This is a genomic window from Rhodococcus sp. O3, from assembly GCF_048897285.1.
Taxonomy (GTDB): domain Bacteria; phylum Actinomycetota; class Actinomycetes; order Mycobacteriales; family Mycobacteriaceae; genus Rhodococcus.
Window position 1 is genome coordinate 16,215 of sequence record NZ_JBMBTE010000069.1, and the last position, 12,497, is coordinate 28,711.

The 12,497-nt window shown below is 67.8% G+C and carries 14 protein-coding genes; 7 read left to right on the top strand and 7 right to left on the bottom strand.

Going from position 1 to position 12,497, the window contains the following annotated elements:
* Positions 1-59 precede the first annotated feature (59 nt).
* The 3 genes from ACN675_RS18685 (at position 60) to ACN675_RS18695 (ending at position 3,434) form a co-directional block, all read left to right on the top strand.
* Positions 60-1,304: a serine hydrolase domain-containing protein gene (locus ACN675_RS18685; RefSeq protein WP_420752255.1), complete on the top strand. Its 1,245-nt coding sequence runs from the start codon at positions 60-62 to the stop codon at positions 1,302-1,304.
* Between the two features lie 107 nt (positions 1,305-1,411).
* Entirely contained in the window at positions 1,412-2,812 is a 1,401-nt protein-coding gene (locus ACN675_RS18690; protein WP_420752256.1) for a wax ester/triacylglycerol synthase family O-acyltransferase, read from the top strand.
* A gap of 325 nt (positions 2,813-3,137) precedes the next feature.
* Positions 3,138-3,434, top strand: coding sequence for a hypothetical protein (locus tag ACN675_RS18695; RefSeq protein ID WP_420752257.1), 297 nt, complete (start codon positions 3,138-3,140; stop codon positions 3,432-3,434).
* A gap of 45 nt (positions 3,435-3,479) precedes the next feature.
* Here the strand turns inward: ACN675_RS18695 and ACN675_RS18700 are convergent, their stop codons facing one another.
* Together ACN675_RS18700 and ACN675_RS18705 are read right to left on the bottom strand one after the other, a co-directional pair.
* Complete coding sequence (locus tag ACN675_RS18700; RefSeq protein WP_420752258.1) at positions 3,480-3,863, bottom strand: VOC family protein; 384 nt, start codon at positions 3,861-3,863, stop codon at positions 3,480-3,482.
* Positions 3,864-3,934: 71 nt separating this feature from the next.
* The gene (locus tag ACN675_RS18705; RefSeq protein WP_420752259.1) at positions 3,935-4,642 is read right to left on the bottom strand and encodes a hypothetical protein; all 708 of its coding nucleotides are present in this window, start codon (positions 4,640-4,642) and stop codon (positions 3,935-3,937) included.
* A gap of 171 nt (positions 4,643-4,813) precedes the next feature.
* Between ACN675_RS18705 and ACN675_RS18710 the strand changes: the two genes are divergently transcribed.
* Positions 4,814-4,963 (top strand): hypothetical protein, encoded by a 150-nt coding sequence (locus ACN675_RS18710; RefSeq protein WP_420752260.1) that lies wholly within the window; start codon positions 4,814-4,816, stop codon positions 4,961-4,963.
* Between the two features lie 100 nt (positions 4,964-5,063).
* Here the strand turns inward: ACN675_RS18710 and ACN675_RS18715 are convergent, their stop codons facing one another.
* Positions 5,064-6,884: an NAD(P)-binding domain-containing protein gene (locus ACN675_RS18715; RefSeq protein WP_420752261.1), complete on the bottom strand. Its 1,821-nt coding sequence runs from the start codon at positions 6,882-6,884 to the stop codon at positions 5,064-5,066.
* A gap of 184 nt (positions 6,885-7,068) precedes the next feature.
* Between ACN675_RS18715 and ACN675_RS18720 the strand changes: the two genes are divergently transcribed.
* Positions 7,069-8,328, top strand: a complete 1,260-nt coding sequence (locus ACN675_RS18720; RefSeq protein WP_420752262.1) for a transcriptional regulator — start codon at positions 7,069-7,071, stop codon at positions 8,326-8,328.
* 57 nt (positions 8,329-8,385) lie between these two features.
* On the opposite strand, the gene ACN675_RS18725 is transcribed toward ACN675_RS18720, so the two are convergent.
* The 4 genes from ACN675_RS18725 to ACN675_RS18740 form a co-directional block, all read right to left on the bottom strand.
* Positions 8,386-9,774: a DUF2236 domain-containing protein gene (locus ACN675_RS18725; RefSeq protein ID WP_420752263.1), complete on the bottom strand. Its 1,389-nt coding sequence runs from the start codon at positions 9,772-9,774 to the stop codon at positions 8,386-8,388.
* Positions 9,775-9,966: 192 nt separating this feature from the next.
* A complete protein-coding gene (locus tag ACN675_RS18730; protein WP_420752264.1) occupies positions 9,967-10,122 on the bottom strand; it encodes a hypothetical protein in 156 nt (51 codons plus the stop codon).
* A gap of 90 nt (positions 10,123-10,212) precedes the next feature.
* Positions 10,213-10,545: a hypothetical protein gene (locus tag ACN675_RS18735; RefSeq protein WP_420752265.1), complete on the bottom strand. Its 333-nt coding sequence runs from the start codon at positions 10,543-10,545 to the stop codon at positions 10,213-10,215.
* 99 nt (positions 10,546-10,644) lie between these two features.
* Positions 10,645-11,664 carry an Rv2578c family radical SAM protein gene (locus tag ACN675_RS18740; RefSeq protein ID WP_420752266.1) on the bottom strand — a complete coding sequence of 340 codons (1,020 nt, stop codon included), beginning with the start codon at positions 11,662-11,664 and terminating at the stop codon, positions 10,645-10,647.
* Between the two features lie 86 nt (positions 11,665-11,750).
* On the opposite strand from ACN675_RS18740, the gene ACN675_RS18745 reads away from it, so the two are divergent.
* Entirely contained in the window at positions 11,751-12,113 is a 363-nt protein-coding gene (locus ACN675_RS18745; RefSeq protein WP_420752267.1) for a RidA family protein, read from the top strand.
* Positions 12,114-12,225: 112 nt separating this feature from the next.
* On the top strand, positions 12,226-12,497 hold a 272-nt coding region (locus ACN675_RS18750), incomplete at its 3' end, for a type VII secretion target (RefSeq protein ID WP_420752268.1).

Here is a 12,497-nt window from a genome sequence, read left to right on the forward strand (position 1 = left end):
GAAGGTTCGACGGGACGAGAATACCGGCAGTGTCGCGGCGGACCTGACAGACTGCCGGTATGTCGACCGGGTGGAGGGTTCTCGCACTGTTCTGCGCGTTCGGGATGTTGGCTGCGTGTTCGTCGTCGAACGGGTCGCAGGACACGGTGCCGACACCCACCGCCGTCGAGAGCGCCGACCCCGCGCAGGCCGACGCGATCATGCGGATCGTCGAGAAGGCGATGGCGGACCGTCACCTGCGGGCGGTGATCGTCCGGGTCACCGAGGACGGGGAGGAGATAGTCACGCGCGCGGTCGGCGAGTCGATGACCGGTGTGCCCGCGACCCCGGACATGCACTTCCGCAACGGCGCCGTCGCGATCTCGTACGTCTCGACGGTGCTGCTGCAGTTGGTCGATGAGGGCACGGTGTCGCTCGAGGACAAGGTGTCCCGGTGGCTGCCGGACATCCCGCACACCGACCGCGTCACTCTCGGCCAGCTCGCGCAGATGACCTCGGGCTACCCGGATTACGTCATCGGTAACGACGCGTTCGCGGATGCGATCTACGCGGATCCGTTCCGGTCGTGGACACCCGAGGAGCTTCTCTCGTATGCGACGTCGAAACCGTTGTTGTACGAGCCCGGCACGAACTGGAACTACGCCCACACCAACTACGTGATCCTCGGCCTGGCCCTCGAGAAGATCACCGGAAGGACCGTGGAAACGCTTGTGCAGGAACGGATCCTGGACCCACTACAGCTCGACGACACCAATAGCGCGCAGACCCCGGCGATCCCGGATCCCGTGCTGCATGCGTTCAGTTCGGAGCGCCGCCAGTTCCTGGGTATTCCCCCGACCACGCCGTTCTACGAGGAGACCAGCTTCTGGGATCCGTCGTGGACGATCACGAACGGCGCGGTCCAGACCAGCAACATATACGATCTCCACGACACCGCGGTCGCGGTGGGCACCGGCCGGTTGCTCTCCCCCGAGTCGCACCGAGCGATGGTTTCGACCGATCTGCGCGGCAGGACGCACGCACAACCCGGCTGCGCGACGTGTGCCGAACAGACGGAGAGCTACACGTACGGTCTGGGCGTCGTGATCTCCGGCGACTGGCTGCTGCAGAACCCGATGTTCGCCGGGTACTCGGCGGTCGAGGCGTACCTGCCGGACCGGAAGGTCGCGATCGCGGTCGCGGTGACCTACGGTCCGGAAGCGTTCGACGACACCGGCGCATACTCGAATCAGGCCCAGGCCCTGTTCCGGGAGATCGGTGCGCAGATCGCGCCGGACCACGCTCCACCGGTGCCTGCCGGGTAGGCGGCGCGTGCGACACACCGTCTGCGCGGCGAGCCGTGCGGTTGCCGGCGTGCGAAGCTGCGGCGGGGAGTCCTGATACGGGGGCCACAGGCGGGGGAGGTAGCACGATGGCGGCAATGGACGCGATGGGTGCCTTGATGATGACGGCCGAGGAGCTGTCGAATCCGATGCACATCTCTGCGCTGATCGTCCTGACACCACCCGAGGGTGCAGGACCTGCCTTCGTCGACGAGATCCACCGTGCGTGCCAGGTCGACGCGGATCTCGTCGACCCGCGGCTGCGCCGTCGCCCGCACCGCGGCGTCGACACGGGTGGGGCGTGGACCTGGCGCGACGCCGACCTGGACATGAGCGAGCACGTGTTCCGGACGACGCTGCCGGCCGGTTCGGGCCGTGAGGCATTATGGTCGTTCGTCGGCGACGTGCACGCCGAGCCGCTCGATCGGTCGCGGCCCATGTGGCAGGTGCACGTGATCGACGGTTTCGACGGCGATCGGATCGGATTGCTCGTCAAGGTGCACCATTCGGTGGTCGACGGCATCGGTGGCATCCGGATGATCGAGTCCTGGGTGTGCGACGATCCGGACCGCCGCGGCATGCAGCTGTTCACCGCAGAGCCCTCCCGCGAACGGGATTCGAGTGCCGGCACACGGTTCCCGGGGCCGCTCGCCCTGGCCCGCTCGACGGTCGAGGCCGCGGCGGCAGGCGCGGACTTCGCGGTACGTCTCGGCAAAGGCGGATTCCTGAACGTCTTCAAGGCGTTGACCGGAGGTAGTGCGACCCTGCCGTTCTCGGCGCCCGACACCAGGTTCAACGGCAGGCTCGCGCCCGCGCGCTCCGTCGCCGGCGCCGAGATCTCCCGTGCCCGCGTCCGCGCGGTCGCCAAGGAAACGGGAACCACCACGAACGACGTCCTGACCGCCGTCGTCGCCGGTGTCCTGCGGTACTGGCTGCTCGCCCACGACGAACTTCCCGACGAATCCCTGGTCGCGATCTGCCCGATCACGGTCCGGTCCCGCGACGCCGCCTCGGACGACGCCGACGCCAATGCGTTCGGTGTCGCGCTGTGCACGCTCGGCACCGAACTGGACGACCCGGCGCAGCGGCTCGCCGCCGTCCATCGGTCGATGTCGGAGGCGAAGGAGCAGGTCGCCGATCTCGGGTCGGGCGCGTCGCTGGCCGTTGCCCTACCCGCCATCGCGCCGACGGTGCTGCTCCCCCAGATTCCGTTCGCGCCGACTCCGCGGCCGGCGTTCAACCTGGCGTTGTCGAACGTGCCGGGTCCGCCCACCGATCGGTACTGGAACGGCGCCCACCTCGAGGCGATCTACCCGGTCTCCACGGTGTACGACGGTCTCGCCCTCAACATCACCGTCTGCTCGTACGACGACAAGCTCGACATCGGGTACGTCGCGGGGAGGGAACAACTTCCCGACGTCGAGACGCTCATCCCACTCACGGAGCGGGCGCTGTCGGATCTCGAAGCGGCGGTAGGGATCGAACGGTAGGCGAACTCGCCGAGACCGCAGTGGAGACCAGGACGTCCACCGGGTCGGGAAGCCGGCCGGCGGGCCCGCCGGCCGGCACACCCCGCCGACGGCGAACGCTCCGCCGATCGCGACGTGGATCCCGTCCGTCTCGACAGGACCGGGCACCTGCCTGCGGAACGATGATCTTCCGCGCGCCTGCGGCGTCCGGGGTCGTTCGCGGGCCGGTCCGACCGCGTTACCTGTGAGACGCGACAGCGGGTGTGTCGTACCTCACTTCCGTGTAACAAGGGCGATAGCGTCACACGATAGAGAGGTCACACGCAGAGTTGGCAGGGGGTTCCCAGTGACTACAACCCAGAGGCGCCTGTTGTTCGTCGGCCACCCCGACGAGGCCGAAATCTCCCAGTGGACGTCCGTGCGAGATCTGGCCTCGCAGCAGGGCTGGGCGACCACCCGGCGGTTCACGCCGGATCTGATCACGTGCGCGATCGCGACCGACGACGTGCTGGGTGGCGTCTGCACTCCTGCGGAGGCGTCGACCCTGCACGCCGTGACCGCGTCGTCGATCCCCTGCATGCGCGCCGGGGACGCACTCGTTCAGCTCTTCGCTCGCGGCGACGTCGCGGACGCGCCCGCCTGACCGGCAGCATCGTCCGGCGAACGTCGGCGTGCGAGCACGCGGGTATCAACCCTTGCGCGCGGTCTCCCAAAGCCCCATGAGGTTGCCCTCGGAGTCCTTGAAGTAGGCCGCGAAACCCATCGTGCCCACGGGTGCACGGGGCGCGACCGTCTTCCCGCCGAGTGATTCGATCTTTTCGAGTGCCTTGTCGATGTCGTCGACGTCGATGGTGATGACCGGTGCAGCGGCTTCCCCTCGCTGCATCATGCCGCCACCGATGTAGCCGGGTTCGGACGACATTCCGGTCTCGTCGGTCGGACCGGTGACGACGATCGTGTAGTCCAACTCGGGCATCTCGTTGATCTGCCACCCGAACGCTTCGCGGTAGAAGCTGCGGGCGCGGTCGCCGTCGTCGAACGGGATTTCGAAGTGAACAACTTTGCCGGACATGGCTCGTTCCTCCTTCTTGTGGGCCGCCGGAGGTGTGCTCGTTCAACCGTAGGACGAACCGGTGCGGTTGGTCACCGATCACCGCGGACAACGGCGGGGTCGACGAGCTCGAGCGTCGCTCCAGCCGCGGCGGCGAACAATGCCGCTGTGGCGGGATCGTCCCGGTCGACGCTCCCCTCGTTCCCGGCGAGGTTGGCCTCGAGAAAGGCACGGACCGGCGAGGCGTCGATGCTGCGATCGCCGCGACGGCATTCGTCCGATACCGCGAACGTCATGAGGAACAGGTGCGGGACACGGTCGCCGTCGGCCTGGATGGCCGGCTGGAAGTACGGAATCGGGATGATCTTCGCCCCGGCTGACGCGTAGAACTTCAGGCGCCTCGCGGGGTCACCGAAACCGATGTCGGTGTGGTGTCGCGGGTCCTCGACCTCACCCACGACCAGCAGCGGATCGACGCGTCGCTGCCAGTCCGCGAGCACCGCCCGCAGGATCCTGCCCCCGATTCCGCCGCCCCGCTGCCCCGGCCGGATCGCCAGGTACGCGGTCAGCATGACCCGGCACTGCGGAAACCATTGCCCCACAGCTCCACCGAGAATCTCGCCGGCGTCGTCGAGTGCCACGGCGGCAACGGTGTCACCGCTGGGATCGTTCAGGTCGGCGAGGAATTCGGCACGCGGGATCAGTTCGGAGTCGGCGAACGACGGTGCGAGCACCGAATCGTAGAACTCCTCGATCTTCGATGCCGGAAGATCTGCGGAGTCGCGGACATCGAGTTCCACAGTCGCTCCTTCGCCGGGTGCGCGGGTCCCGGATCGGAGCCTACCGATGCGCTGACGCGCCCGTGTGCCTTAATGGCGCCGCCCACCGCCACGAAGGCACACGGGACGTTTGATCCGGTGCCGCGGTGGGTACGTGAGGCGAGCAGAAGCCCGGTAGCGCAGGAGGTTGCGATGAACGCCAACGTCGTCCAACTCGTGCTGCTGCTGGTCGCTGCGCTGGCGACGGTGGCCGTTCTGCAATGGCGGATGGCGCGGGCAGGCAACACCCGTCGACCCACCGGCACCACCGACCCCGGTCCACATTTCCGCGTAACCGGATAGGTCATCCGCGCGCGGTCGGCGATCGTCGCGCCGGCCCCCACCGCTCACTGCGCGGTTTCGGTAGCGGGCGCTACCGAAACCGCGCACGGGGGCGACGGGGTCAGCTGAGGTGGTGCACCTCCTGCAACCCGAACACCGGCGTCGGGATGCCTTCGTACCTGGCCTTGAGCTGCAGTGCGAGATACAGCGAGTAGTGGCGGGACTGGTGCAGGTTGCCGCCGTGGAACCACAGCCCCTCCTGCTGGGTCGGCTTCCACATGTTGCGTTGCTCGCCTTCCCACGGCCCCGGGTCCTTGGTGGTGTCCGAACCGAGGCCCCAGCACTTGCCGACCTTGTCCGCGACGTCCTGGCCGATCAGATCGGCGACCCAGCCGTTCATGGACCCGTAGCCGGTGGCGTAGACGACGAGGTCGGCTTCGAGTTCGGTGCCGTCCTCGAGGATCACGCCGTGCTCGGTCAGTTCTCGCACGTCGCCGTGGGCGAGCTTGATGTCGCCGTTCGCGACGAGTTCCGAGGCACCGACGTCGATGTAGTAGCCCGATGCCCGGCGCAGGTACTTCATGAACAGGCCGGAACCGTCGTCGCCCCAGTCGTGCCGGAACCCGGCCTTCTCGAGCCGGTCGTAGAAGTCGGCGTCGCGTTCCCGGATCTTGTCGTAGACGGGGATCTGGAACTCGTGCATGATCCGGTACGGCAGCGACGCGAACGTCAGGTCGGCCTTGTGGGTGGTCACCCCGGCCGCGAGCGCCCGCTCCGAGTAGAGGTCGCCGAGGCCGAGTTCCATGAGCGATTCGGACTTGACGATGTGCGTGGACGACCGCTGCACCATCGTCACGTCCGCCCCGACCTCCCAGAGCGCACCGCAGATGTCGTGCGCGGAGTTGTTCGCGCCGATCACCACGGTCTTCTTGCCCGCGTAGGCGTCGGGTCCCGGGTGTCGGCTCGAATGGTGCTGTTCGCCCTGGAACCGGTCCATGCCCGGGAACGACGGAATGTTGGGCTTACCCGACATTCCGGTGGCGATCACGAGCTGCTTCGGGCGCAGCACCAGCGGCTGCCCGTCGCGTTCGATGTGGACGGTCCACTCCCCCGCCGCCTCGTCGTAGGACGCCGACGTACACGTCGTCTTCGACCAGTACGGCACCTCCATGACCCGGGTGTACATCTCGAGCCAGTCGCCGATCTTGTCCTTCGGCGCGAACACCGGCCAGTTGTCGGGGAACGGCAGGTACGGCAGGTGGTCGTACCAGACCGGGTCGTGCAGGCACAGCGACTTGTACCGGCCGCGCCACTGGTCGCCGGGCCGGTCGTGCTTGTCCAGCACCAGGGTGGGCACGCCGAGCTGCCGCATGCGGGCGCCGAGCGCGATTCCGCCCTGACCACCGCCGACGATCACGACGTACGGCTGGCGGGTGTACCCGAGTTCGCGTTCCTCCGCCTCGCGCTGCTCGGACCAGGTGACGCGGTTCCGGTCGGCGCCGTGCGCGGTGCCGCGCGGCCGGCGCACGCCCTTGCCCTCCTCGTGGCCGGTCAGCTCCTGCAGGGTCGTGAGCAGCGTCCATGCGCCCTCCTCGACGAGGCGCAGGTGCCCTTCCCCGCGGCCGGTCGCGGTCTCGAACGCGATCCACGCGCTGACGACCCCGTCCTCCTCGGTGGGTGGCTCGGTGGTGCGGAAGCCGCGCGGGTCGGTGTCGTCGAGCCGCTCGTGCAACATGGTCGCGACACCGTCGCGGCCCTCGACCGTCTTGAGGTTCCAGGTGAAGGCGACCAGGTCGCGCCAGAAACTGTCGGTGGCGAACATGCCCGCTGCGGCGTCGACGTCGCGGGACGCGAGCGCGGCCTCGAAATCGTGCAGCCACTCGTCGACGCGTCGCTGCGGGTCGAGGCCCTGGTCGGTGGGCTGCTCGAGGATGTCGGTCATGGCGGATCCCCTTCCGGTCGTTGTTGTGATCCAGCACACAGCCGGGCACGGGGTCACGGCAATCGTTGCATCACGTTGCACGGCGCGGACGCGCCCTTGCGGCACGACGCGGACGCACCATTGTGGCGCAGACCACAGCGCCACGCCTATGCTCCGGGGGATACCCGAAGACCGGAGAGGAACCGTGAGCAGTTTCAGCGCGATCGCACCCGGCACCGATCTGCCGCGTCACGCACGCGACCTCGTCCGGATGCACGACGCGGTGATCGGCGGAGCCACACCCACGATGCGTCCCCGTGCGGTCGTCGCCCGCTCGTGGTCGCGGGTGTTCGAGGCCGGACTCGACCCGTCCGGCGGCAACGTCCGAATCCCCTATCCGGTCGAGGAGGTCGAACGCCGCCGCCGGCAGTCACCGCTGTCCACCGTGATCGGCGACCTTACGCAGATCGTCGCGCCGGTGGCGGATGCCTCGCAGCTGCTCCTGGTGGTGACGGACGCCGATGGAGTGATCCTGTGGCGCAACGGTTCCGCGCGGGTGCGGGCCCGCGCCGACGCTCTCGGGTTCCGTGAGGGATCCGTGTGGACCGAATCCTCGGTGGGCACCAACGCGATCGGGACGGCACTCGCGGAAGCTGCTCCGGTGCAACTGTTCTCGGGTGAGCACTTCGAACAGAGCCAGCATCCGTGGTATTGCACGGCGGCACCCGTCCACGACCCGATCAGCGGTGAGATGCTCGGCATCGTCGACGTCAGCGGACCGGCGCTGACGCTGCATCCGGCGATCAGCGCACTGGTCGACACCGCGGTGCGGCTGGCCGAATCCCAGCTGTGGCGGCGGCACGAGCAACGACTCGACCACCTGCGCACCCGCGCGGCGCCGTTGCTCGCGTCGGTGAGTGGACCGTTACTGCTCGTCGACGACCACGGATGGGTCGCGCATGCCTCGGGGGTCGCGACCACCGGGCGGGTCGCTGCCCCGCGGGGCGACCGGCCGATCACCGTTCCCGGGCTCGGGCTGTGCGTGCCGGAGCAACTCTCCCACGGGTGGCTGATCCGCCCTGCCGAGCGGACATCGAGAATCTCGATGACACTCCGTCTTTCGTCGAGTCCCTCCGTGGAGGTGGCCGGCGCGGACTCCTCGTGGCACAGTTCCGTGACGGTGCGGCACGCAGAGATTCTGCTGTTGCTGCACCGCCACGGCCCGACGGGAATGTCGGTCACCGATCTCGGCCACGCATTGTTCGGCGACGCCGATCACGCGGTCGCGGTGCGCGCGGAGGTGTCGCGGTTGCGCCGCGCGCTCGGGACCGTGGTGGACAGCCGCCCGTACCGGCTGGCGGAGTCCGTCGATCTCGTCGTCGAAACGCCCGACGCGGAGCGCCTCTCCGAGTGTGCGTTCGTGCGCCGGTCGACCAGCCCCGGGGTGCGAGCACTGGCCACGTGAGTTTCCGCAAGCTCGGCGCCGGACACCGGCGTGAATACGGACGTGACGTCGGTCGGGCTAACCGGTGAAACCCTCACCGGCCGTCGAGCGATCGTGCTGTGTGAAGGTCATTGCGATACGACGACCGCGGGCGACCTTGTCCATCATGGCCACCCGCTCGCGCGCGGCTGCTCCGCTTCTGTTCCTGCGCTCTCGGATGGGGTTGGACCACGGAACGGCGTCGGCCAGCCTGGCGATCCCGACGTTCAATCTGGTGAGATACGCGAAATAGCGCACTCGGCGTTCGAAGTCGTATCCGAGCGGCTCGAAGTGCGTGCCCGCGACCATGGCCTCTATCTGCTTGTGTCCGAATACCACCCCTGCCGGCGCGAGAGCGATGGTGGCGATGATCTGATCGGAGTACCGGGAAATCCACTTCTTGACGAAACCGGGAAGCGTATCCGTCAGACTCACCACGTGCGCGGGACTGGCAATGGCATCGACGAGTTCGGCGCGCCAGGGCGAAGGGTTCCCGCCCCGTGCCAGAACGTAATTCAGCGACTTGATGAGCTCGACGCCGTTCTCGGAGTGGAGCAGCTCGGGAGCTCCCCACAGACGCCCGGAGTAGGAGGAATACTCGGCGAGATCCTCGAGCTGTTGCCGGGTCAACTTTCGCCCGAACGCGTGGTCGACGAGTCGTCCGAGCAACATGCCGCTGCCGAATCCGAGCAACGAGGTTGCAGGAATCGGTTCTCCGAATTTGAGAAAGACGTCGTCGCCCCATTTCCTGCGCAGCCCACGACTGGCCAGTGCGTGCATCAACCGCACGCGCACCACGTCCTGGAAGGCCTCGGAATGGCGATCGAAAATTTCCGGCAACCTGAACTCGGCGAATATCCGGGCTGTTTCGAGGAAGCGGCGCGGCCCGTCGTCCACGAATCGTCCCGTGGCACCGGTGGCTGCGGAGATGTCACCGGTCATCGCCGTTTCGTACAGCGCCCACCCTTTGATGATCGATGTGGCAGTCCACGTAGCCGACATCGCCAGCATCCGTCCCCGCTCGGCAGCGACGAGGTCGAACTGAGCAGGCAGTTGATCGAGATGCCCGAAGAGTTCGACGAACTCGTGCGGGGGGTTCTCGAGCGTGTCGATGCCCTGGGTGAGAGCCTGCTCGAACAGTGCGCGGCCCTGCTCGGGACCGAGTCGCTCGAACGCCTCGACCACGCCGATCATGTGCTCGTCGCGTTGCCAGAAGTAGTCGTCACGCAGGCGCGTGAGATCGTTGGGTTCGACTTCCCGGTCGATGTCTATCCACTCGCCGAACATGATCTCGCGCATGTGACGCCACTGATCGGCGAAGTGGTCCCGACCAGGGGGGATGGGCCGCAACGGCCGATCGGGACAATCTCGCCGATTGAAGTCGACATCTTCGAGGAGGAACTTCGAGCGCTCGCCGGTCGCAGTCATGAAACCACCCCTACGTTGGACTTTCAGGCAGTGTCGCACACGGCATCGCCATTTGAAAACAGGTGATGTCAGTTTTGTTGCGTGTTCGATCAGGTGCGATGTGCGGTGTCGGGTGGCTCGTCCGGACTCGGATGTGCATCGATTCCGGCTTCACTCCGGCGAGAGCGACCACGCGGAACGGATCCATCACCGTCACCGCGTATCGAGCCACCGGGCCGGACCGGTGGCGAGTCGGCGGCGAGCGATCCCGCGGGGCGTCACGGTGATCGCCCCTACGTCCCGGGGCAGGTCGAGTTCCCGGGCGATCGCCGCGAACGAGGCATGGTCGATCATCAACCGTCGCAGCACATTTCGCGCCTAGGTGGTCGACGACCCTGCGTGGGGGCTCGGACACGACCCCCGCGTCGAACGCCTCATCCCGGCCCGGTATCGAACGCCTCAGTGCGTGACGCTGTCCCAGTCGACGGCAGCGTCGATCGGCTGCATGTTGTTCTGCGTGACTTCCCCACTCTCGCGAGCCGCCCCGGCGCGCAGACCGCAGTACTCGTTGACCTTGCCGAGGACGACGCGATAGCTCTCCAGGTCGCGGGACGAGATGCCGTGTGGTTCCAGAAGCGAGAGAACGGTTTCGCCGCGCGCAGCGTCGTCCTGGGCGGCGAAGTCGTCGCACGTCGTGCCCGCGGCCGCGCCACCACAGCCCGCCACGATCGCACCGAGAACGAACACCGCGGGCACGAACCCGGCGGCCACCACACCACTTCTCACCGACAACCCTCACATCTCCTCGACGACACGACAGGAGACGATCTTGCCCGACCGGGCCGCGTGGGCTTCGCCGGGATCCCGGATCGCCGCGCGGACAGCCAGAAGTCAGAACAGGGTGAGCGCCGGATCCGCGGAACGATGCTCGGACACCGGCGACGGCACGTCCCGGTGCGCGGTTTCGGTGCCGGCGAGTCCGTAGCGCTCCACGAGGGGCACGACGCGGGCCTTGAGCCAGCGCTTGTATTCGGGCGTGACGTACGCGCTGCGTCCGTAGAGCTGCCGATACCGCCGCACCAACGCGGGATGCTCGGCGGCGAGCCAGGACAGGAACCATCCGCGGGTGGCGCCGCGGAGGTGCATCGGGATCACGGTCGCGCCCGAGGCTCCGGCCTGCGCGATGGCGGCGAACAGTTCGTCGAGATGCCGGGTCGAGTCGGTGAGATACGGGATGACCGGGGCCACCATCACGTGACAGGACAGTCCGGCGTCGGTCACGGCGCGGATCAGATCGAGCCGGGCCTGCGGTGACGGGGTGCCCGGTTCGAGCTGGCGCTGCAGGTCGTGATCGCCGACGGCCAGGGACACCGCGACCCCGACGTCGACCTGCCGGGCCGCGAGCGTGAGCAACGGCAGATCGCGCCGCAGCAAGGTGCCCTTGGTGAGGATCGAGAACGGGGTGCCGGACTCGGCGAGCGCACGAATGACGCCGGGCATCAAGCGATATCGGCCCTCCGCACGCTGATACGGATCGGTGTTGGTGCCGAGCGCGACGTGTTCCCGCTTCCAGGATTTCCGGGACAGTTCCCGCCGCAGCACCGCCGCCACGTTGGTCTTGACGACGAGTTGGGTGTCGAAGTCGTGCCCGGCGTCGAGGTCGAGGTATTCGTGGGTGGGCCGGGCAAAGCAGTAGCGGCACGCGTGACTGCATCCGCGGAAGGTGTTGACGGTGTAGCGGAACGGCAGGTTCGACGCCTCCGGCGTCTTGTTGAGGGCGCTCTTGCACAGCACCTCGTGGAACGTGATGCCCTCGAAGTCCGGCGTCTGTACGCTGCGGACGAGTCCGGCCCGATCGAAGCCGGGCAACGCGCCGTCGTCGGCGTCCAGGGTTTGTGCCGCCCACCTCATGCGCTCAGTCGAACACCTGTGCGACAATCTGTCAACCGGTCGTCGAAATTTCGTTCGACGACCCTCCACCTGACAGAATTCCGGCCATGACTCGTCAGAACATCTCCTCCGGTTCCGATTGGGAACCGAAGATCGGCTACTCCCGCGCGGTGCGCATCGGCAACCAGGTCGCGGTCTCCGGCACCACCTCCCCCGGCGCGACCCTCGAGGAACAGACCCGCGGTGCCCTGCGCACGATCGAGGCCGCGCTGGCCGAGGCCGGCGCGAAGCTGACCGATGTGATCCGCACCCGCATGTACCTGACCGACATGTCCCGGTGGGAGGAAGCGGCCGCCGCGCACGGCGAGGTGTTCGGCGAGATCCGGCCCGCCAGCACGATTCTCGAGGTCAGCCGCCTCGTCGACGCCGACCTGCTCATCGAGATCGAGGCCGACGCGGTCGTCGAATAGCGTGGGGTCGTGTGCCTTTCGGACGCCTGGAGGGGCCCGGAAGGCACACGAGCGCGGCGCCCCGGCTCGAGCTAGAGTGCTGCACACGAACATCTGATCTGGGGGGATCATCATGGGGGATCATGCCGCCGTCGGCCATTCGGTCACGGTTGTGCCCGACGGCGTCCGCGCCTTCGGGAACACGACGCTCGAGGCCGCCGATCGTGTGGCGCGCGCGGGCGCGGTGGACCTGCAGGAGAACGTCTCGGCACTGAGCCCGGCGCTGGGGCTGATCGGCGGCGAATTCCTGGCGGCGTTCGCCGCCGCCCAGAGCGAGCACACCCGCGCGGTCGCACAGCTGTCGCTCGCCTACGCCTCGAGCGGTGCCGCCGCGCACGCCACCGC

Excerpts from the sequence above, each read along its gene's own strand:
- ACN675_RS18710 (WP_420752260.1), top strand. The coding sequence starts at position 4,814 with ATGAACGCCAACGTCGTCCAACTCGTGCTGCTGCTGGTCGCTGCGCTG.
- ACN675_RS18690 (WP_420752256.1), top strand. The coding sequence starts at position 1,412 with ATGGCGGCAATGGACGCGATGGGTGCCTTGATGATGACGGCCGAGGAG.
- ACN675_RS18685 (WP_420752255.1), top strand. The coding sequence starts at position 60 with ATGTCGACCGGGTGGAGGGTTCTCGCACTGTTCTGCGCGTTCGGGATG.
- ACN675_RS18715 (WP_420752261.1), bottom strand. The coding sequence starts at position 6,884 with ATGACCGACATCCTCGAGCAGCCCACCGACCAGGGCCTCGACCCGCAG.
- ACN675_RS18700 (WP_420752258.1), bottom strand. The coding sequence starts at position 3,863 with ATGTCCGGCAAAGTTGTTCACTTCGAAATCCCGTTCGACGACGGCGAC.
- ACN675_RS18740 (WP_420752266.1), bottom strand. The coding sequence starts at position 11,664 with ATGAGGTGGGCGGCACAAACCCTGGACGCCGACGACGGCGCGTTGCCC.
- ACN675_RS18725 (WP_420752263.1), bottom strand. The coding sequence starts at position 9,774 with ATGACTGCGACCGGCGAGCGCTCGAAGTTCCTCCTCGAAGATGTCGAC.
- ACN675_RS18745 (WP_420752267.1), top strand. The coding sequence starts at position 11,751 with ATGACTCGTCAGAACATCTCCTCCGGTTCCGATTGGGAACCGAAGATC.